Source organism: Dolichospermum sp. UHCC 0352, from assembly GCF_009711925.1.
GTDB lineage: Bacteria > Cyanobacteriota > Cyanobacteriia > Cyanobacteriales > Nostocaceae > Dolichospermum > Dolichospermum lemmermannii.
In genome coordinates this window covers 44,990-64,755 of the sequence record NZ_VIKY01000233.1, presented here as the reverse complement: position 1 = coordinate 64,755, position 19,766 = coordinate 44,990, and the positions used below count along the sequence as shown (strand labels likewise).

Genomic DNA, 19,766 nt, shown 5'->3' with positions numbered 1-19,766 from the left:
ATAATGCGTTCATTCTCACAAAAAGAATACTTTTTCGGCTTACTTTTGGCATCTTTAATTTTATGGTTGATAGGTTTGGGTAATTTACCTTTACGAGATTGGGATGAAGGCACTTATGCTATAGTCGCTAGAGAAATTTACCGCACGGGTAACTGGCTTTATCCTACTATACAAGGAGATCCTTTTTTATTAAAACCACCTTTAATGCAATGGTTAATTGCTATTTGCTATCACATAGGAGGAGTGCAGGAGTTTACGACCAGATTTCCGGGAGCATTTTTAACAGCTTTAGGAGTTCCTTTACTTTACTTAATTGGACGTTTAGCTTTTAGAGAAAATTTACCAGCTTTATTTTCAGCTTTGGTTTATTTAACATTATTGCCTGTGGTTCGTCATGGTAGATTGGCAATGTTAGATGGGATGACTATTTCCTTTTTCTTATTATTGTTATTTTGTGTTCTCAAAGCGCGTCATGATAAAAAATATGCTCTTGGTATCGGGTTTTGTTTGGGTTTAATTACTCTCACAAAGGGAATGTTAGTGGTAGTTTTGGCAGGAATAGCAGGTTTATTTATTCTTGCTAATAAACAATTAGCTATATTAAAAAATCCATTTCTATGGATAGGAATGCTGTTAGGGAATTTCCCTGCTATTGCTTGGTATTTTGCCCAATGGCAACATTATGGCAATATTTTCTTAGAAGTGCATTTTCAATCTCAAGCTTTTGATAGACTGGGAAAAGCTGTGGAAGGGAATACTGGTCCGGTTTGGTATTATTTACTTGAAGTCATAAAATATGGTTTTCCCTGGTTATTGTTTTTGCCAGGAGGTTTATATTTAAGTTGGAAAAACCGTGATACTGCTTGGGGTTGTTTAACTCTGATTGGCACAATTGTTTATTTTGCCATAGTTTCTTTAATGGGAACAAAATTACCCTGGTATATTATGCCCGTATATCCATTTTTAGCTTTAGCAATTGGGGCTAATTTAAGTTATATTTGGCAAGGTGGGAAGTTTAGAAGTAAGTTTTTGACGGGATTTTTCGGATTTTTAATTATTGTTGGTTTAGCGGGTTGTGTTTATTTCATTATGTTTGATAAACAGCCATTGTTAATTATTATGAGTATTATTTTAGCAATAACTATGGTAATAACATCATGGTTAATTAATCAGCATAATCGGCAATTTATTTCTGTTTTATTGACGGGAATGTATTTAGTTTTAGCACTATTGATGAGTTCTCAATCATGGATTTGGGAGTTAAATGAAAAATTTCCTGTTGTCCCAGTGGCAACATTAATTAAGGATAATGTGCCACCAGGAACACAGATTTATACTTCTTTTCCTGATAGTCGTCCTAGTTTAGACTTTTATAGTGATTGTAAAATTATTCCTGCATCTATTGCCGATTTACAGGATAAGTTTGTTCATAAATCTTATTTGTTGGTGGATAATGAGAATTTGCAGAAAATGAATTTAAAACAGAGTAAAATGATAGGAGAAGCTAAAGGATTTACATTAATTTCGTTTTTTTAAAATGATAATTTGTAGGGGTTTAGCATTGCTAAACCCCTACGCATCAATAATAGATAATCCTGATCATTTTGATGTTTCAATTAAAACTTTGCTGTCTTATATCGTTAATTTTTTGTAAATAAATAAACATCATCTTGTTGATATGTCAATTTAAATTCTGGGTTGCTTTTAAGTTGATTTCCTAATTCTGGATTAAAGTCAAGTTTATTATTATTATTTTTAGTTCGTAAATCAAGTAGTACATAATCAAATTTTTCACCACTTGTATTATCAGGTTTCCAATCTGGACTAATTAGCTTAATAATTTGGCGTTGACTTAAATGAGGAGCAATTCTAGATGTTGTTAAAACACTTCCTTGAGTTTTAACAAAACTAACTGCTGTATGCAGAGAGTTAAGATTGGAAAGACTAGATAGATATCGGTTGATGAAAAATTCATATTTGGCTAGTACCAAAAATGAAATAATAGCCCAAATAATTAAAAATTTTGGCTTTAGCCAAGGTCTTTTTTTATCTTTCTGGTACTGCCATATTGAACGTAATAACCAAACAATAATAAATGGGAAAATTGTTAAAGAATAATGGTGAACTAAGTCTCGTTGTGCTGAATAATCAGAAATGATATTGAGCAAAAACATTGGTAAAGCAGGAATTATTGTCATTGCTGCTCTCCAATGCAATCCAATGATGACTGGAAGTACAAGGAATAAATAATAAAATATTGTCTCAGGTAAAAAGAATTTTCCTAAAATCAAGCCAGGATTAGTAATGATATTCGATATAATTTCTTTAGGGGAATCACCCATAGAAGCATAAAATACAACCCCACCAGCTTGACCACCTCGCAGCATGGGAACAAGATAACCAACTGTTGCTAAATACCAAACTGCACCTGCTGCAATACAACCGATTCCATAATTACGCTGATTCTGGGTAAAGCATAACCACACCCCAAAAGCAACTACAGTTAAACTTAAACTATCTTTGCAAATTAAAACTAGCAGAATAGCTACTATCAACTGCCAAGTTTTACCACCAATTCCTGCCCATATTGCCCATAATATTGCTGGAATTGCGATCGCTTCAGGTCGGAAGTCAGTAAAAAAATTGCTATTAAATAAGCAAGGATAGAGTAAGTATGAAATGGCAATTGCTCGCGCATACTTAACTGATAAACCTATTTGTAAACCCAAGGCATATACAGGTAAACATCCCAATGCTAAGGCTATGGCTTGTACTGCAAATAGCCAGTGGACATCGGGATAAATTTTGTATAGTAAAGCGATTGGATACAAGATGAAAGCTGCATGATCTCCAATCAGATGAAATCCAAAAAATGATGAAATTGGCGGTAGTTCTTGACTTGCTAAATATACCCATTGGTCAAATACTGCTAAATCAAGGGCATTTGATTGAAATAAGAAGTGTCTTAAACTGCTACAAGCAAATAAAATGAAAGCACTTATCGCAATCATCCAACTGATAGTAGCAAGTCCGTTTTTAGCTAGTAATTTTTCCACACTAGAATTTGTTATTTATTGATATTTAAGGAAAAATCTGTTTTTGATTTGGTGTAAATCATATCACAATTTCGCACAACAAACCAAAGTGTAAAACCTAAAGGAATAGAAGATAATTGGATATATATAGGAGTTCCCAAATAACTAACAAATGATGCCAGTTGCACTGATATTGCTACCCAACGATATTGGGGAAAGTAAAAAGCAAAGATAGTAGATAAAATATCTGTAGGATAAAAATATCTTTCGTGCATTTTGGGTAATAAATACGGCATGAGAAATACTGATATTGTCGCTAAATATATCAATCTGTCCTGAGTAATTTCTAATTTACTTCTATAAACAAGATATGCTAACAAAAATATCGCAGTTACAGTTAACAGTAAACCTATTGGCACAACAATATTATAATAATCGTTAGGAATCCATTGATAAAAATTAGGGACATTTTTAGCTAGTTCTTTATATTTATGAGATTGTTCAAAATATACTAAAAGCAATTCTTTGATTGGTCTACCAGCAATCCAAGCTGGCAACATTGCCCCTATATATACTAAAGGAATTATTGGTAAATAAAACCAAAATATTCTTTTTTTAATCAATAAGATTAATAATAAAGGTGCTAAAAACATCGCTTGTAATTTAAACGAAAGTGCTACACCAAAACTAATTAATGCGGGAATTTGTTTGTGAATAGATAAAAAGTAAATACAGGCAATTAATCCTGTGGTATAGATAACGTCACATTGTCCCCAAAGCGAACTATTATAAATTACAGTGGGACTTAATATAACAGCTAAAAATGCCCAATTTGCCATTCTACCCACAGGATATTTCAGCTTGACAATTTTATAAGTTAAAAATGCACAAATAAAGTCAACAGTCATGGCAAAAAGTTTGATTGCTAGAATTTTCGGTAATCCAGAAAGCAGGGTAGAAGCAATCAAAAGCCAGTAAAGATAGGAAGGTGTATAATCAGCAAAACCATATTTTAATGCAATAAATCCGCCATGAGATGCAATAAAATCATACCAAGGATCTAAAAAATATTTATAATCTACTGATTTATTGGGAACACAAACTAATCTGATTGTCACTGCGAATATAATACCAATTAACAAATATCTGGGAATTGGTAATTGGCAAGAGTCTAATATATGATTAAACTTATCTTTTATTGAATTCAATAATGTTTTGTGTGAATTATTCATGATTATTAATTATGATACTTTTATCTTTGTAAATTGTATTTTAAGAGAAATAGTAAATGCCGTACCATTATTGATTATTTACAAGTTGGACTATTATTGACGTATTAAAACTTACCATACTTTGGTTGAATCTCTGATGCAACAGATGAAAAGTATTAGAAACTTAATAGATAAAAACTTAATCAATAATTATTACTGATATGTTAAACTAACAGACATCGCTTTCTGCTCAAAAACATGCAATTAATAGCAAAGCAATATTACACCCCAGAAGAATATCTGGAATTAGAAGCAACTGCTGACTACAAAAGCGAATACATTGACGGACAAATCATATTTCCTCATATAAAATCCGCAGTCGAAAATTCTACATCTTGATATTCTCCACTTTAAATATCTCCTCCTATCCTACCCAAATTTCTTGAGCAAAACCTATTGCCAATTTACCAAGTAAGGTGATAAACAAACCCATAACTAAATAAGCTTGACGCGGATAACGAGATAAGCAGATACCAATAGCTGCACTCAGAGGAACGATTCCATAAGCAAGACGACTTAAAGAAATTGTGCCACCAGAGGCTAAAAGTAAACCAATACCACAAAAACCATAAACTACCATAACTGGAGTTAGTTGCTGACGGAAATACCATAAAAGGTAGGTACTACCTAATATCATAGATACATTCAGTAAATTATTTATTAATCCCTGATCGGCAATTATTAATGATAATATGATTATCGCATAACCAGCATAGAATATCAATGGATTAAAATATTTTCGCCAATAGAATAAACAAGAAGAACTAATTACAATTAAACCAAAAAATAGCGGATACCAAAAGTCTTTAATCCCGCCTTCATCATTCTCAACCCAACCAAAATACCAATTGTTGCCAAAGGGAATTTGCATAAACATATTTAACCAGCCTTCCCAATCAAAACCTAAGGAAGGCCGCCATCCTTTTTGTGCAGCAATAAAGGCTAAAAAATCATTAAAATTCAATTTACAATAGACACTAAATATTAACAACCCTGTGGCAGATAATAAACCTGCAATATAGGCAGTTAATGGTTTATTTTGTTTCCAAGCAGTAATTAAAAATGCGGGAATTAATGCCATACCTGTGGGACGTGTTGCTGTGGCCATTGCCCCACAAATTGCTGTCCAAACATATTGTTTTTGATCAAAGGCACGTAAAGCCATTGTACTCAATAACAAATACAATCCTTCTGTATAAATTACCCCCGTAAATAGAGACATAGGACAGTAAGCCATGACAGAAATTGTCCAATGGGCTGCGCTGATACCACATTGTTTTTTCACCCAAGAATATAAAAAATAAAGTGTTCCTAGAAATGCTAAATTATTGATAATTAATCCAGCTAATTCAAAAGGAAACCCAAATTTCATGAAGATAAAAATGCTGACAGGAAATAGGGGGAAAAATGCCAAATTATGTTGCTTGCCATCATCAACAAATTCGTAACCTTCAGTGGAAATTGCTCGATAATGGACACTATCCCAAGCATCAAAAATTCCCCAGCCAAAATGAGGCGTAATCCCATCTTGTAATGCTGGTAAATTGGGGGCAATCAATAACATAGCAGTCCCAATAAATATGCGACTCACAAGCCACATAGACGCAGGAAATAAGAAATCATCTGTCCAGATAAATTTGGCGATGGCTGCGACGAGCGTAGATATCGCCATTTGCGCTTTAACCATAGGCTTATGCTTTTTTCTGACTTTGAGATAATGACAATGTTAGTTTTAACTGTTTTGCTTACATCCCCACCCTCAATGTACTGATATCGTGGGGATGTAAGCAAGTCAAAAACGAAACGTCTGGATAATTAATTTTCAACACGTTGAAAGAAATTATTTGGACAGTTGAGTTTTTGACAACTATATTTTATTTATGCCAAATTATCAATGTATTTCTCGACAAAGTCAGCAGATTCAGCAACCATTTGTCTGTATTGAGAATATCAGTGATGGAATTAGATAATAGCAGTATACTATAGATAAACCAAGGGGGTGATTGATGATGGCATTACGGAGAGCAACTTTCCGACTATATCCAAATAAACAAGTCAGTGAAATGTTGTCCTACCACCGCCAACTTCACAAAGATTTGGACAACGCTGCTGTATCCAACCGCATTACTTCATCTAAAAAGTTTGGTAAATCTGTTTCTTACTTTGAGCAACAGAACTAAATGGGTCAGAAACAGGTAAAACCATCTCAAACTTGTCCAAAATGTGGGCATCAAGAAAAGAAGAGTTTAGCCGCAAGAACCCATGTTTGCCCAGGACTATTTCATTCTTATTTAACCCGCCTCCCAATGAATTCTGATAGCTTGCGTGGCGAAGCCATGTCTAATAGCAAAAGTCGTCTCAAGACGACTAAAGGAAAGTTTATAGTGAATGTGGGCTATAATAGGATGTAAAATATAAAGTCTTTTCGCCCGAATCTCACAAAAAATAAAATAATATGTATAGGAATAATATTTGAGTCCTGAAATTATTTGCGTAGGTAGGTAAGATGCAAAAGGCATGAGGTAAAAGGATTCTAGGCGATTCAGGTGTACCGGGTGTTTTTCAAAAATCAAATATGAGTCCTATATAAGCATTATATGAAATATTGCAAACATAATATAAAACTGTTACCTTCTGTCCCAGAACCAAAATACGTTGTTTTTACAGATTTTGATGAAACTTATCTTGCTCATCAAAATAGAGAGGATTATAAAAATGATCTCAAAGAACTTGAGGAGTATTTATTAAATGAAACATATCAGAAACAAATCTTTTTTGGTTGGGTTACTGGTAGTAGTTTAACTTCAGTTTTTGATAAAATAAATAAATGTGGTTTGACATTATTACCTCATTTTATTGCTAGTAGTTTAGGGACTGAACTAATCTACTTCAATCAAAACCAATACGCTGAAAAAGATAAAATATGGGAAAACAATCTTATGAAAACTGGATTCTCTGAGAATTTAGTTAATAACTTAGTTAGTTTTCTAAAATTAGATAATATACATTTGACACCACAACCTCAAATAGCAGATTGTCCTTTTTTAAAAAATTACTATTACCATCAACAAAATGATCTAATTGATAATCAGGCAATTTTGAAGATAAAAGAGTTAGTGAAAAAAGCTGGTATTCAAGTAAATATTAGTCAAGCAAATCCTTTATCTGGAGATCCAAACAATTGCTATGATGTTGATTTTATCCCATCAGGGACAGGTAAAAAACATATAGTTAATTTTATTTTACAGCAGACAAATGTAAGCTATCAAAACTCCATAGCCTTTGGTGAAAGTGGTAATGATATTGAAATGCTGCAAACTGTTAGACATGGTTATTTAGTTGGAAATGCAACCAGCGAAGCTAGGAAATTACATTTTCAAATAGCAGAAAATGAATATGCTAAAGGAATATTATCTGTATTAAAAACACTTATTAAATAATCAAGAGTCATGAGTCAGAATGTTTGATATATTACATCCCACATTCCGCAATTATGAAACGCCATATTTTTGGTATTTTTTGTGTAATCCTGAAAAAGCTGAATTGTTTATAACTCAATCAGTCTTAACCATATTTACATAAGAGTAAAGCCACCGTTAATACATAAATATTGCCCTGTAACAAATCTGGACTCATGACTGGCGAAATAAAGCACTGCTTCAGTAATATCCTGTGGAGTACCCCATTGCTGCATGGGAATTCTGACTTGGTAAGCGTCTTTTTTTTCTTGAGGAACGTTTTCATGGCGTTCTACGGGTATCCAACCGGGAGCAACTGCATTAACTGTAATACCAAAAGGCGCTAATTCGGTGGCCATGCTGCGTGTAAATCCCAGTTGTCCATTTTTGGCAGTAACGTAAGCACTGAAGTTATTAACTGAGCGGAAACAAACGTCACTACTAATATTAATAATTCGTCCCCATTGTTTTTGTTTCATGGAGGGTAAACAAATACGAGTTAATAAGTAGGGACTTTTGATAAAAAAATCCAGCATGGTTTGGAAATCTTGCCAGGTGTATTCCTCAAAGGGGATCTGGGGTTGGTTTCCTGTGGCATTTAACACCAAAATATCTACTGCACCCAGTTGAGAGGCGATCGCTTCATAAATTGCTGCTACATCTTCTTCTTGGGTAACATCCCCACGAACCAAAATAGCTTGGCAACCTTGTTGTTCAAGTTCAGCTAAAGCCTGTTTAGCCCGTGATTCGTTATTGCTGTAATTGATTGCTACCTTAGCACCTGCTTGTCCCAATTTGAGAGCGATCGCTTTCCCTAAACCAGCGGAACTTCCTGTAACTAAGGCCACATGACCATCTAAAGAAAATGACATTTAATTGCTAACCCCTGATGAAAATAATGAAATAAACTTAGACAACGGCAAATTTTTGTAATACTTGAGACAAGTTATTTAAACTCTCTTTCGTTCCCTGCTCAACATCTGATGTTTCTTCATATTCAACCACCCAATATCCCTGATAACCTGCATTTAATAGTTCTTTAATAATCGGTTCCCAGACAATTTCTCCCTCTCCAAAAGCACAGAATTGAGGACTACCATTAACCCATTGCACATCTTTCCAATGACTATAATTTACCCAAGGAAGAATATAGCGGAGTGCCATCAAAGGATCAGTTCCCTGATTCAAAAAATTAGCGGGATCATAGTTAATACCAACAGCAGGACTTTTAATACCTTTCATCATTCTGGCCACTCTTTGTCCGGTTGCAGTTGGTCCACCATGATTTTCAATCGTTATTTGAATTCCTCGTTCTTCGGCGTAATCACCGATTTTATTAAAAGCATAATGCAACAGAGGAAAAACATCTGGGAGAATATAATCATTTCTGTGATCACCAGACAATAATCTGACAAATTTTGCCCCTAATTTTTCAGCACTATCAACAAAACGCTCTACTCTTTTAATTTCTGTTTCTAACTCATTTGCATCTGAGAGTGTAAAATTATTTCTTCCTGCTATACAAATAATATCTACTCCTGCTTCTTTAGCCCAATCAGCAATTTTAGATACTGCTTGATCATCACCATCATGTAAAAGATGTTTGGGTGCTTGGGGATGAGCATTCACTTCTACTGAACGAATGCCTTGGTTAGCTATCCAGTGGAAATATTCAGGTATTTCCACTTCTCTCCAGCCCCAAGCAGCACAGCCAATATTTAGTGAATTAATGTTAGACTTTAGCATATTTTTGATTTTGGATTTTAGAAATGATGTGTATAGCTTAGAGGGTAAGCTGTCGTGCATTCAAAATGCACAACAGCAAGTCAAAAGTGAAGAAAATTTGAGGCTTATTTATTGATAGAATAACTTAATGTTTTCACAAACTTGCTCAAGTTCCTGAACGGTTAGTCCTGGATAAATAGGTAAACTCAGGATGCGGCTTGCTTGCATTTCTGCGACAGGAAAACTCCCTGCTGGATAGCTTAATTCTTTACCTGCTGTAGATAGATGAATTGGCACTGGATAATGAATTGCTGTACCGATACCGCGATCGCTCAAAAATTGACGCAATTGATCACGCCGTTCAGCTTGAATCACAAAGGTGTGGTAAACGCATTTTTCCCACTCTCGTTCCCATGGCATTATGATTTGGGGAATACCCGCAAGTTGACTTTGGTAATAGTGAGCATTTTCTTGACGTTGCTGTGTCCATTCCTGGAGGTAACGCAATTTAACTAACAGAATAGCTGCCTGTAGAGTATCTAAGCGAGAATTATGAGACCACATCACACAGTCATCACGAGTTCGTAAACCAATATTCCGCATAATTTTTAACTGGTCATACAGTTCGGAATCATCCGTTACTATTACTCCTCCATCTCCACAAGCATTTAAGTTTTTCAGGGGGTGTAAACTGAAACAACCCACTATTCCCAAAGAACCTACTCGTTGACCTTGATACTCAGCCAGTACAGATTGGGCGGCATCCTCCACTACAGCTATTCCATTTTCCTGGGCAATATCTAAAATTGGTTTCATGTTACAAGGTCTTCCCGTCAGATGTACAGGGATAATTGCCTTTGTTTTGGGAGTAATAGCTGCGGCGATTTTAGTTGGATCAATATTGTAATCATCGCCCACATCAACGAATACAGGTTTAGCACCAAGTATGCGAATACAGGTAGCTGAAGCCACGAAAGAATTAGGGACAGTAATAACTTCATCACCAGAACGAATACCAAGTGCTTTGAGTGCAAAAATTAAGGCATCTGTCCCAGAATTAACACCAACTGCATAACGAACGCCACACAATTGAGCAAACTGACGCTCAAACTCTGCAACTTGCTCGCCTAAAATAAAGTTGCCATCATCAAGGACTTCACCCATTGCTGCTAGTAACTCAGACTTTATGGCAGCGTGTTGACTTTTAAGATTAACGAAGGGTATTTGATTAATGGTTAATAGTTGTGACATTTTTAATATCCCAATATATTGATAACGACTTCACGGATGTAACCAGACTGACGATGTTCCCAGATATAAATATCTTGTAAACGTCCTAGCTGCAAAAGACCTTGAGCAATCGGAACTTGTTCAGAGGTATGGGTAAGGGCAGAGCGAATATGTGCCGGCATATCATCTAAACCTTGTCCGGCTAAAAGATATTGACCATTTTCGGGAACTAACTTCGCAAAAAAGGTTTCCACGTCGGGTTTGGCATCTTCTTCTTGAATCAATAAACTGGCGGAAGTATGACGGATAAAAAGGTTACAAATTCCTGCTGTAATTCCTGATTCTGTAATGACTGCTTGGACTTGGGGCGTAATTTGACATAGAGATTTACCAGTAGTTTGTACCTTGATTGATTGTTGGTCAAGTCTTATAGATGAGTTGGTCATTTTTATTCCTTTCCTAAATGCTCAAACCACGATTTTGTCTCTTGCTGAATTGTTTCTGGTGTCCAAACTGGAGCATCTCGCCAAAGTTCAATATTGGCTAACATTTCACTTACACCTTGACTTAAAGGTACTTGAGGTTGCCATTTTAAAAGAGTCGTAGCTTTAGTAATATCAGCCCAAGTACAATCCGGTTCTCCTGGGCGTTTGGGAATGTGAGTAATTTCTCCTGCTAATAATTTCACCAGTGTTAAAACGCTTTCAGATTTACCAGAACCAATATTAATAATTTCCCCGGTAATATCCGATTCAGCAGCTTTGATAAAGGCTGCTACTACATCACTAACGAAGGTAAAATCTCTCGTTTGCATTCCATCTCCAACAACAGTAAAAGGGGTTTTCGCTAGTTTTTGAGCTAAAAATACGCCAAATACTGCACCATAAGCTCCTGTGGTTCTGGATCTTGGTCCATACACATTAAACAATCGTAAAGAAAGGGCTGGAAGTTGATAAACTTGCGCCCAGTGCATGACTAATTGTTCACCTAAATATTTTGTTAAGCCGTATGGATGTTTAGGATGACAAGGATAGGTTTCTGATGTGGGATATTGATTAGGAATACCATAGCAAGTGGAAGAAGCTGTGTAGATAAATTTTTGGATTTTAGCAGTACGACAAGCTTCTAAAAGGACGAATGTACTATGTAAATTGGCATGATAATATGCTCCTGGATTTTGGATTGAGGGAACTAAATCAGCTAATCCTGCTAAATGAAATACCCAGTCAATATCTGTTAATATGGATGGGGAAATATCAGCAACATCTTGCTCAATAAATGTAAATGTGGAATAGGTTTGAGCCACTTTTAAATTAGCTGTTCTTCCTGTCACCAGATTATCTAAACCAACGACACTATGACCTGATTTGAGGAGGAGATCACACAAGTGGCTACCAATAAAACCAGCAGCACCAGTGACTAAGCAATGTTTAGGAGAATTTAATTTACTGTTCATACAAAATTAATAATCTGTTAGTCAAAATTTAAATTTTCATCAAGCTTTATGATCATCTAATTTACATTATCAAATTCTATTTTTTGTCATTTTATCAACCATTCTACTTAATTCTTCACAATTGACAATGATATCTTCATTCTTTACCTCACAAAACATACAAGCATAATCGAATCCTAATCCTTTAGCAACTGTATAATAGAAATGGCTAATTTTCTGACCAAAAAGTTCAATTAAATTTAAATTTTGGGAGAAAATAATATTTGTTACTCCACCACCATGAGGAGCAATAATAAATTTAGCTTGAGCAAACAATTTTACTTGGTCAGCAAAATCTAAATCTTCTATAACATAAGGTACAAAATCCATTTTATCGAGAGTATTGCTTACTTCTTCTTCATTCAAAATGCGGCGAGCATTTGCTTTTTTACGAGAAATAAAAATATTGGGACTCAAAACCAGATTTGGATTTGCATAACTATCTACGTTACTAAGAATACGTTCTCTTACCCAATGACAAGCTTTGATAGAAATACGTCCTCCTTCACGTCTTTTAGAGCAAATAACTAATTCATTAACTTTAGCTCTATATCCATTCCATTGGATATAATTTTCTAGACCATAACCCATCAATTCTAAAGAGCGAATTTTCCAACTAGGAATATCTTTATCAATTATTAAGACTGGTTTTTTACCTGTTTTTTGAGAATAATATTCAATGGCTTCTAATCGAGTTAAAGCTTCATATATCCAATGAGCATATAAATGACTCCAATAATTAACAAATGAACAAGCTAAATCAAAATGTTCTATATTAGCTATAGGGGCAATATATTGAGAATTGAAACCAGCCTTCATTGTAGAAATAGCAGTGTGTTCTAAAACATCTACTCTATCTAAAACTGTTTCTAAAATAATATTTTTATCCTCAGTAAAACCAATCCCATAAATTCCCAATAACTCAACGTTTTTGACAACCGCAGCAAAAGGATTAGTAAATTCAAAGCTACCTTCTTTTTCTCTAAATGCTGCGGGAATTTCTTGATAACTTATAGCTGGTTCAATTTGAATAATTTCATCATATTTTAACTGATAAAGATTATTCTCTGCTTGACATTGCTGGAGTAAATCTACTCTAGTAATTAAATTGCTGTGTAGATAGTTAAATAAAATTGAATAAATCAATTTGAGAATAGGTAATTGTTCATATTCCGCTTCTAACTTAGGAATATTATTCTCCATTTTATCTTTCTCCATCTCCTCAGTCATCGTGATGAGATTTTCGTCAATGTATCTCAATAAAATAGGATATATGAGTTTAAATATTAGCAATTCTTGAACATAACGCCCAACTTTATTCATCTGCTTGTAAATCTCTCTGTTTTGTATGGGACAGCAAAATAATTTGCTGGTTTTTTAGTAAAAGTTTAGTAAAATTTAATGAATATTTAATAAACATATTCTCAAATTCATTAAATAAAAAACTTTAGTGCTTCCAGGTTATCCAACCGAGCAGAAACTTGTAATTCTTTAGGAATAAAAATTTCTGGACTGAGTAAATAAAATTTACCGATTCCTGCGGCTTTAGCAGCTTGCATATCCGATATTCTATCACCAATTAGGATTGAGCTTTGCAAGTCTATAGGATATTTCTGACAAGCTTGTTCAATCATTCCTGGTAACGGTTTACGACATCGGCAGTTTTGACGGTAATTAGATATAGTTGATTGGGGATGATGTGGGCAGTAAAACACATCCAGTATTGTTATATCTTGGTTATTAAATTGCTCATACATCCAGACAGTAAGACTTAAAAAATCTTGTTCAGAATAGTAACCACGAGCAATACCTGATTGATTTGTGATCACAATTAGCTTATAACCTAAATCTTGTAGTAGACGACAAGTAGCAAAAATGCCATCATTAAATTCAAACTGCTCACATCTAAAAACATAGTGATGATCAATATTAATTACTCCATCTCGATCAAGAAAAGCCACTTTAATCACTGGTAATTATTCTCCTTTAGATTCAGATCCCCGACTTCTGATATCATCTGATAATTTATGGTGATGATCACAGAAGAATTCGGGGATTTTTTTCTTATTTTAACATTTCCTCAACTTTGTTCATGATGCCAATAGTATCAATACCTTGATGGGGGAGTTGTTCCCAAATTCCGCTACAACCTTCTTGATGAGTTCCCATATAGGCATATTTGGGAGAAAACCCTCTTTCTAGTAACCATGAACCAAAACGGATACCTAAACCTGTACGCCGATTTAAGGATTCAACTACTAAAACAAAGGGTGTTGAACCAATTTTTGCCATGATTTCTTCATCTACTAGATTCAATGTGGATTTATTGATTAAACCGACATTAATTCCCTGTTTTTTCAGGATTTCTACTACTTCTAAGGCGCGGTAAAGTACCTCTCCAAAGCTAACGATATAGCCGGCTGTTCCTTCTCGTATTACGTCATCTTTTCCAGGAATAAATGTATAACCATCTGCAAATAAAGGTTTACTATTTGTATCCAGAATATCGGGTACTGGGGAACGGCTAGAAAAGAGAAATCTTAACCCTGGTTGATCAAATACAGTTTCCACACAAGCTTTCATTTGATGTCCGTCGGCGGGATAATAGAGACGGGTTTGATAAGCGTCTTCTAAACCGTTATCGGCAAACATATTATTTAACCCAAAATGGCAGGTGTTATCTCCTAATTCATCTATCCCACTATGGGAAAATTGACAAAGAACGTTGGATTTATTAAGCCGTGCCATTGTAATTTCAGAAATACACATTTCCAAAAAGGCACTATAAGTGCTGAAAATGCCTTGTTTTCCTGCTTCCATGCCAAATCCTGCCGCCGCAGAGAAGTTTCCTCTTTCCATGATGCCGCCATGATAGAAAATCTCTGGATAGGCTTGACTAATTTTATTGATACCACAGGATTCTCCTAAATCACTGTCAATACACATTACCTTTTCTCGCCGTTCTGTGGGTGTCATTTGACTGAGAAGAGAGACAACGGTAGCATCAAAAATATGGCGTGTTTTGCTGCTAGAACCCGTAAAAGAGTAGGTATGTGTGAGGGGAATAACTTTTTTGAGGTAATTGACGGCTGATGTATGTCCGCGAGTTTCTAAATAGGCGATCGCTAACTCTGGTGATAGGGCATCATGTCCTAAAGGTGTGCCTTCTACTCCAACAATACCGGGAGTCATAGGACGTTTATTAATTACTGCTACTGGTCCATTAATAGTGACAGCTTGACAGAGACGAGTATATAAATCATCTAAATCTTCCCCTGCTCCAGTTAATACAGTTAATCCATGTCCAGCTAAAGTTTGACCGACGTTATAACCCTTGAGATAATCTGTTGGATATCCGCTACAGGTGGAATTGTTATCATCAATAATTAATTTGATATTGAGATTTTTAGCCACAGCTAAACGGGCGGCTTCGGCATTATTTCCTTCTTGCTGTGAACCATCTGAACCCAAACAGAATACTACTTGATGAGGATGTGCGATCGCTACTCCATTCACATAAGCCCAGAGGTGTCCTAATCTTCCCGAACTAAATTTTACACCAGGAGTGCGTCCTCGTTCTGGATGTGCAAGTAGTAATGAATAGGCTTCTCGATAATGCAGGAGATTTTCTGCATCAAGATCACCCTGTAAAGTTGCCATTAAATATTGTGTAGCAACGCGGTGTCCTGCTTCATCAAAGAAAATTGGCACAAATTTATCTGCTACTCCCCGAAAGAAAGCATCTAAAATCATCACTTCGGGAACTGTATCATAAGCTCCTCCTGTATGACCGCCCACACCTTTGGCTGCTGCTACAGCGGTAAAAAAAACAATAGTATCTCGACAAAGTTGAATATTAGCTTTCAGAATTTCTCTTTGTTCATTAGTCAAAGTTGAATTAGTCGGGTCTAACTTCAAAGACTTGTAAACATCCAAATCAATAGGAAAGCGAAGAGTTGTTAAAGTCATTTTTTTGTTCCTTTTGATTGTTGAAATTATATCTAGGGTAGGCATTGTACAAACAATACCTTGTCCACATTGAAAAAAGCCTTGATTCGTAGATGGGTTGCGCTGTCGTTTAAGCCAACAAAGCATAAAATGGCTAAGGTATTGATATAGGAATCCGGTTTGATTCTTGAATTTTCCTGCGTAGGAGGGCAAGAGGATTCCAGAATATTAAGGTGTACCGAGTTTTGTATGGCTACGCCACGCAAGCCATCAAAAATCAAATAGGAGTCCTATATATTTGACATTTAATCCTTGCCGTAAAATTTCAAACCATCCCAAATACCCATCACACCAGGATAAGGACTATGGTAAACATTATCCATTGTCTGAATTTTATCAACTAAGTTGGGATGAGAATTTCCCACAGCAATTCCCTTTAATCCTGTTTCAAATAGGGATAAATCATTGAGAGTATCTCCACAAGCTATGGTTTCATCTGCATTAAACTTTATTTCCTCCAAAAATTTCAAGAGAGTTGGTCCTTTAGAAACTCCTTTGGGCATGACATCAAAATAAAAATAGATATTATTATAAGATGAGATAATGCAATCAAATCCGGCATTGATTACTTTTTGGATGGTGTTAGGTTGCAATTTTTCAGAATCATAATAGTAAGATACACGATACTTAGGATTGACTGCCTGTAGTTTTAATCCTGGTTCATTTGCTAATAGGGTTTTAATTTTTTCGTTAGCATTATTCCATTGTTTAATTATCCAATATTGTACAGGATAAATTGGCTCAAATGTTTCACCATGTACAATAGTTGTTCCCACATCACCAATGATATAGTCAGGTTTAGGAATATGAGGATTTTCTATTAATAAGTTGCTGATCCAGTCCAGTTCTCTGCCGGTGACATATACTAAAAGTAGGCGATCGCGTTGTTTTTCAATATATTGATAAAATTCAGATTGTTGTTGTTGAGAACCACCTAAAAAAGTGCCGTCTAAATCAGTTGCTAAAAGTAGTGATTGTTGATATTTCATGACTTAATTAACCAATAATTAATCCGCTACGGGGTGGAAGTTTAAAGTTAATAAATTCGGCTTCTTTAGTCCAGTTTTCTTGACTGGAATGATATGTAAATAATGTTTGTTTGAGTTGATTTTGCCATGATGGTTGAATACTCGCCATTGCTATTTCATTACCAGCATTTACCGCAATTAATAAAATTTCTGTTTCTAACCTTCTAGCGAAAATATAAACTTGTCCTTGAGCGGACAAGGTATGATATTCACCTATTCTTAATGCTGGATGAGAAAGACGGAGTTTAATTAATTGACGATGATATTCAAGAATATCTTGATCCCACTGTTTTTTATCAGGAAATCCTTTACGACATTCTGGATCATAACCACCGTTTAAACCGACTTCATCGCCGTAATATATGCAAGGTGCGCCGGGAAAAGTCAATAATAGTAATGTTGATAAATATAAACTGGGGCGATCGCCTCCAGCTACATCAATTAACCTAGCTGTATCATGATTATTAATACCATTAAGTTGAGTTAGTTGAATTTCCCAAGGATAAAGTTGCAGTAATTGATTAATTTCCTCCCCATATTTAGCCGCATCCGCAGGTGGTGGTGGTGCATATTCAGCAAAATGACCTTTTACCTGGCGATCGCCGACAATAAAGGCAGTGGTAGCATTAAGAAAGGGTAAACTTGACACGCCATCAAATTGTGTGCCATCTAACCACTCAGTTGCATTCATAGGAATTTCTCCCACAATATAGGCTTCAGGATTAATTGCTTTGATTCTTTCCCGAAACTCTTGCCAAAAACCAGGAGTCTTAATGTAATCTGCTGAATCTAAACGCCAACCATCTGCACCTAATTCAATCCAATATTCAGCTACACGCATAATATATTCGCGTACTGTTGGATTATTGGTATTTAACTCTGGTAAAGCTCTAATTCCGTTCCATGAATCATAATTAGCAGGCAGAGATTCATCATAAGGTGAAAGAGGCCATCCTTGAATTTTAAACCAATCTAACCAAGGGGAATTTTGACCATTTTCTATAACATCATTGAAAAAATAAAAGCCCCTACTAGCATGATTAAAAGTTCCATCCAAAACGATTTTAATACTACGATTATGAGCAGCTTTTAATAAACTTGTAAATGCCTCCTCTCCTCCCAATAAAGGATCAACTTGATAATAATCAAGGGTATGATAACGATGATTACTAGCTGAGGTAAAGATAGGATTTAGGTAAATTGCATTAATACCCAAATATTGTAAATAATCGAGATTTTCAATCACTCCCCACAGATTTCCTCCTTTATAGCCATGAAATGTCGGAGGAGCATTCCAATCTTCTAAAGGCAGATTGAGTAACCAATTTTGATCTACTGGAACGCTCCTAGCAAAGCGATCAGGAAATATTTGATAAAAAACTGCGTGTTTCACCCAATCAGGTGTATGAATCTGCATAAGTAACTTGATGATTATGGTTTAATTGCGGTGAAAATAAAGCTCCTAAGTAGCCATCATGAACTGCGTACACCACGAGGAATGAAAATAAGCCCTTTCACCTTCCCCAATTTTCAAGTCAGATGGGCATGAATATTTATCTTTAGGATGAGGCAGGAGCTATGAGAAAAAAGGGTTAAAGTATCGTTAATCTTTCTTCACATAGTTTGGTTTTTTCGTACCTACTCAACTTATTTATGAATCATGGTTACACATAACACACCGGAATGGCATCAGTATGCTTTTCTCCCGGAGTTGGTGGACGCAGAGGACAAGGTTCATTAGGCCATATAGTTCGATCTTCATAGATAAAGATTTGATTGACATCAGAAAAATCTTGAGAAGTATATTGTTTAACAACAGAGAAGAAATCTAAATAGCGATCATAATAATCTTCTCCCGGACATCTCACATGATCCCATTCATTAGGATTAGCTTCTGGATATTCTATAGTCTTTTTACCCAAAATAGGAACCGGTAAAATCGCAATACCATTTGGTTTAAGGACTCTTCTGATTTCTGAAAGTGCTTTATAGTCATCTGTAATATGTTCAAGAACATGACAAGCAGCAACAAAATCAAAGGTTGCATCTTCAAAAGGTAAGTTAGTCATATCGCATTTAACATCTACACCTTCCATCATTAAATCCGCACTAACATACTCCTTAAATAAGATTTGGAAAGTTTTCCGAAAAAATCTTTCTGGTGCAAAATGTAAGATCTTTTTGGTTGAGGGATCATAGTCTTTAAATAATTCGTCTAACACTAGCTTCTGTAAACGGTGTCTTGTCCAAGAGCGACACCTAATACATCTTTCATGCTTTGCTGTTGAACCTGTTGACATTGCTAAATCTCGAAAAGGTCCATAATAACCACAAACAGGACATTTGAATTTTTGTTTGCTAAAATTTTCTATGCGGAACTTGAGTATATTAAATTCTAACTCGGTTTGTTGTTTAAAATTTTCCAGGAAAGATACTGTCATTATTCCCACCTTAATATCATAGTTTTTGATGGCTAATTATTATTATTTTTGTGATTCCCAGTTTAACGAAAGATG

At 35.3% G+C, this 19,766-nt stretch carries 18 protein-coding genes and 1 pseudogene; 5 read left to right on the top strand and 14 right to left on the bottom strand.

Annotation, left to right across the window (positions count from 1 at the left end; translation table 11 throughout):
* The first annotated feature begins 3 nt into the window (after nt 1-3).
* Nucleotides 4-1,536 carry a glycosyltransferase family 39 protein gene (locus FJR06_RS16980; RefSeq protein WP_041457487.1) on the top strand — a complete coding sequence of 511 codons (1,533 nt, stop codon included), beginning with the start codon at nt 4-6 and terminating at the stop codon, nt 1,534-1,536.
* A 104-nt stretch (nt 1,537-1,640) separates the two neighbouring features.
* Here the strand turns inward: FJR06_RS16980 and FJR06_RS16975 are convergent, their stop codons facing one another.
* The gene (locus FJR06_RS16975) at nt 1,641-3,056 is read right to left on the bottom strand and encodes a DUF2079 domain-containing protein (protein WP_015078114.1); all 1,416 of its coding nucleotides are present in this window, start codon (nt 3,054-3,056) and stop codon (nt 1,641-1,643) included.
* An 11-nt stretch (nt 3,057-3,067) separates the two neighbouring features.
* Nucleotides 3,068-4,267 (bottom strand): mannosyltransferase, encoded by a 1,200-nt coding sequence (locus FJR06_RS16970; protein WP_015078115.1) that lies wholly within the window; start codon nt 4,265-4,267, stop codon nt 3,068-3,070.
* A gap of 237 nt (nt 4,268-4,504) precedes the next feature.
* Between FJR06_RS16970 and FJR06_RS16965 the strand changes: the two are divergent.
* Nucleotides 4,505-4,603: pseudogene (locus tag FJR06_RS16965) on the top strand (Uma2 family endonuclease); the annotation flags it as partial.
* A 67-nt stretch (nt 4,604-4,670) separates the two neighbouring features.
* Here the strand turns inward: FJR06_RS16965 and FJR06_RS16960 are convergent.
* Nucleotides 4,671-5,993 carry a hypothetical protein gene (locus tag FJR06_RS16960; protein ID WP_015078116.1) on the bottom strand — a complete coding sequence of 441 codons (1,323 nt, stop codon included), beginning with the start codon at nt 5,991-5,993 and terminating at the stop codon, nt 4,671-4,673.
* Nucleotides 5,994-6,312: 319 nt separating this feature from the next.
* Between FJR06_RS16960 and FJR06_RS16955 the strand changes: the two genes are divergently transcribed.
* The 3 genes from FJR06_RS16955 (at nt 6,313) to FJR06_RS16945 (ending at nt 7,746) form a co-directional block, all read left to right on the top strand.
* Complete coding sequence (locus FJR06_RS16955) at nt 6,313-6,486, top strand: hypothetical protein (protein WP_233467033.1); 174 nt, start codon at nt 6,313-6,315, stop codon at nt 6,484-6,486.
* Nucleotides 6,487-6,717, top strand: a complete 231-nt coding sequence (locus tag FJR06_RS16950; protein WP_168631757.1) for a hypothetical protein — start codon at nt 6,487-6,489, stop codon at nt 6,715-6,717.
* Between the two features lie 186 nt (nt 6,718-6,903).
* The gene (locus FJR06_RS16945) at nt 6,904-7,746 is read left to right on the top strand and encodes an HAD-IIB family hydrolase (protein WP_015078117.1); all 843 of its coding nucleotides are present in this window, start codon (nt 6,904-6,906) and stop codon (nt 7,744-7,746) included.
* 134 nt (nt 7,747-7,880) lie between these two features.
* Here the strand turns inward: FJR06_RS16945 and FJR06_RS16940 are convergent, their stop codons facing one another.
* From FJR06_RS16940 to FJR06_RS16890, 11 genes are all read right to left on the bottom strand, one after another.
* Nucleotides 7,881-8,636 (bottom strand): SDR family NAD(P)-dependent oxidoreductase, encoded by a 756-nt coding sequence (locus tag FJR06_RS16940; protein ID WP_015078118.1) that lies wholly within the window; start codon nt 8,634-8,636, stop codon nt 7,881-7,883.
* A 37-nt stretch (nt 8,637-8,673) separates the two neighbouring features.
* A complete protein-coding gene (locus FJR06_RS16935; protein WP_015078119.1) occupies nt 8,674-9,510 on the bottom strand; it encodes a sugar phosphate isomerase/epimerase in 837 nt (278 codons plus the stop codon).
* 108 nt (nt 9,511-9,618) lie between these two features.
* Nucleotides 9,619-10,740, bottom strand: a complete 1,122-nt coding sequence (locus FJR06_RS16930; RefSeq protein WP_015078120.1) for a DegT/DnrJ/EryC1/StrS aminotransferase family protein — start codon at nt 10,738-10,740, stop codon at nt 9,619-9,621.
* Between the two features lie 2 nt (nt 10,741-10,742).
* On the bottom strand, nt 10,743-11,165 hold the full coding sequence (locus tag FJR06_RS16925; RefSeq protein ID WP_015078121.1) for a secondary thiamine-phosphate synthase enzyme YjbQ: 423 nt from the start codon (nt 11,163-11,165) through the stop codon (nt 10,743-10,745).
* 2 nt (nt 11,166-11,167) lie between these two features.
* The gene (locus FJR06_RS16920) at nt 11,168-12,175 is read right to left on the bottom strand and encodes an SDR family oxidoreductase (RefSeq protein ID WP_015078122.1); all 1,008 of its coding nucleotides are present in this window, start codon (nt 12,173-12,175) and stop codon (nt 11,168-11,170) included.
* A gap of 69 nt (nt 12,176-12,244) precedes the next feature.
* On the bottom strand, nt 12,245-13,537 hold the full coding sequence (locus FJR06_RS16915) for a DUF563 domain-containing protein (RefSeq protein ID WP_168651864.1): 1,293 nt from the start codon (nt 13,535-13,537) through the stop codon (nt 12,245-12,247).
* 110 nt (nt 13,538-13,647) lie between these two features.
* Nucleotides 13,648-14,184 (bottom strand): D-glycero-beta-D-manno-heptose 1,7-bisphosphate 7-phosphatase, encoded by a 537-nt coding sequence (gene gmhB / locus FJR06_RS16910; RefSeq protein WP_015078124.1) that lies wholly within the window; start codon nt 14,182-14,184, stop codon nt 13,648-13,650.
* 94 nt (nt 14,185-14,278) lie between these two features.
* The gene (locus FJR06_RS16905; RefSeq protein ID WP_041457491.1) at nt 14,279-16,183 is read right to left on the bottom strand and encodes a transketolase C-terminal domain-containing protein; all 1,905 of its coding nucleotides are present in this window, start codon (nt 16,181-16,183) and stop codon (nt 14,279-14,281) included.
* A gap of 284 nt (nt 16,184-16,467) precedes the next feature.
* Nucleotides 16,468-17,211 carry an HAD-IIB family hydrolase gene (locus FJR06_RS16900; protein ID WP_015078126.1) on the bottom strand — a complete coding sequence of 248 codons (744 nt, stop codon included), beginning with the start codon at nt 17,209-17,211 and terminating at the stop codon, nt 16,468-16,470.
* A gap of 7 nt (nt 17,212-17,218) precedes the next feature.
* On the bottom strand, nt 17,219-18,667 hold the full coding sequence (locus FJR06_RS16895) for a glycoside hydrolase family 13 protein (RefSeq protein ID WP_168651863.1): 1,449 nt from the start codon (nt 18,665-18,667) through the stop codon (nt 17,219-17,221).
* A 247-nt stretch (nt 18,668-18,914) separates the two neighbouring features.
* Nucleotides 18,915-19,691 carry a class I SAM-dependent methyltransferase gene (locus FJR06_RS16890; protein ID WP_168635296.1) on the bottom strand — a complete coding sequence of 259 codons (777 nt, stop codon included), beginning with the start codon at nt 19,689-19,691 and terminating at the stop codon, nt 18,915-18,917.
* Nucleotides 19,692-19,766: the final 75 nt, after the last annotated feature.

Bases quoted from the DNA above. Each gene is read 5' to 3' on its own strand.
- FJR06_RS16955 (WP_233467033.1), top strand. From the start codon at position 6,313: ATGATGGCATTACGGAGAGCAACTTTCCGACTATATCCAAATAAACAA.
- FJR06_RS16900 (WP_015078126.1), bottom strand. From the start codon at position 17,211: ATGAAATATCAACAATCACTACTTTTAGCAACTGATTTAGACGGCACT.
- FJR06_RS16935 (WP_015078119.1), bottom strand. From the start codon at position 9,510: ATGCTAAAGTCTAACATTAATTCACTAAATATTGGCTGTGCTGCTTGG.
- FJR06_RS16925 (WP_015078121.1), bottom strand. From the start codon at position 11,165: ATGACCAACTCATCTATAAGACTTGACCAACAATCAATCAAGGTACAA.
- FJR06_RS16890 (WP_168635296.1), bottom strand. From the start codon at position 19,691: ATGACAGTATCTTTCCTGGAAAATTTTAAACAACAAACCGAGTTAGAA.
- FJR06_RS16980 (WP_041457487.1), top strand. From the start codon at position 4: ATGCGTTCATTCTCACAAAAAGAATACTTTTTCGGCTTACTTTTGGCA.
- FJR06_RS16895 (WP_168651863.1), bottom strand. From the start codon at position 18,667: ATGCAGATTCATACACCTGATTGGGTGAAACACGCAGTTTTTTATCAA.
- FJR06_RS16930 (WP_015078120.1), bottom strand. From the start codon at position 10,740: ATGTCACAACTATTAACCATTAATCAAATACCCTTCGTTAATCTTAAA.
- FJR06_RS16920 (WP_015078122.1), bottom strand. From the start codon at position 12,175: ATGAACAGTAAATTAAATTCTCCTAAACATTGCTTAGTCACTGGTGCT.
- FJR06_RS16970 (WP_015078115.1), bottom strand. From the start codon at position 4,267: ATGAATAATTCACACAAAACATTATTGAATTCAATAAAAGATAAGTTT.
- FJR06_RS16915 (WP_168651864.1), bottom strand. From the start codon at position 13,537: ATGAATAAAGTTGGGCGTTATGTTCAAGAATTGCTAATATTTAAACTC.
- FJR06_RS16905 (WP_041457491.1), bottom strand. From the start codon at position 16,183: ATGACTTTAACAACTCTTCGCTTTCCTATTGATTTGGATGTTTACAAG.
- FJR06_RS16950 (WP_168631757.1), top strand. From the start codon at position 6,487: ATGGGTCAGAAACAGGTAAAACCATCTCAAACTTGTCCAAAATGTGGG.
- FJR06_RS16945 (WP_015078117.1), top strand. From the start codon at position 6,904: ATGAAATATTGCAAACATAATATAAAACTGTTACCTTCTGTCCCAGAA.
- FJR06_RS16940 (WP_015078118.1), bottom strand. From the start codon at position 8,636: ATGTCATTTTCTTTAGATGGTCATGTGGCCTTAGTTACAGGAAGTTCC.
- FJR06_RS16960 (WP_015078116.1), bottom strand. From the start codon at position 5,993: ATGGTTAAAGCGCAAATGGCGATATCTACGCTCGTCGCAGCCATCGCC.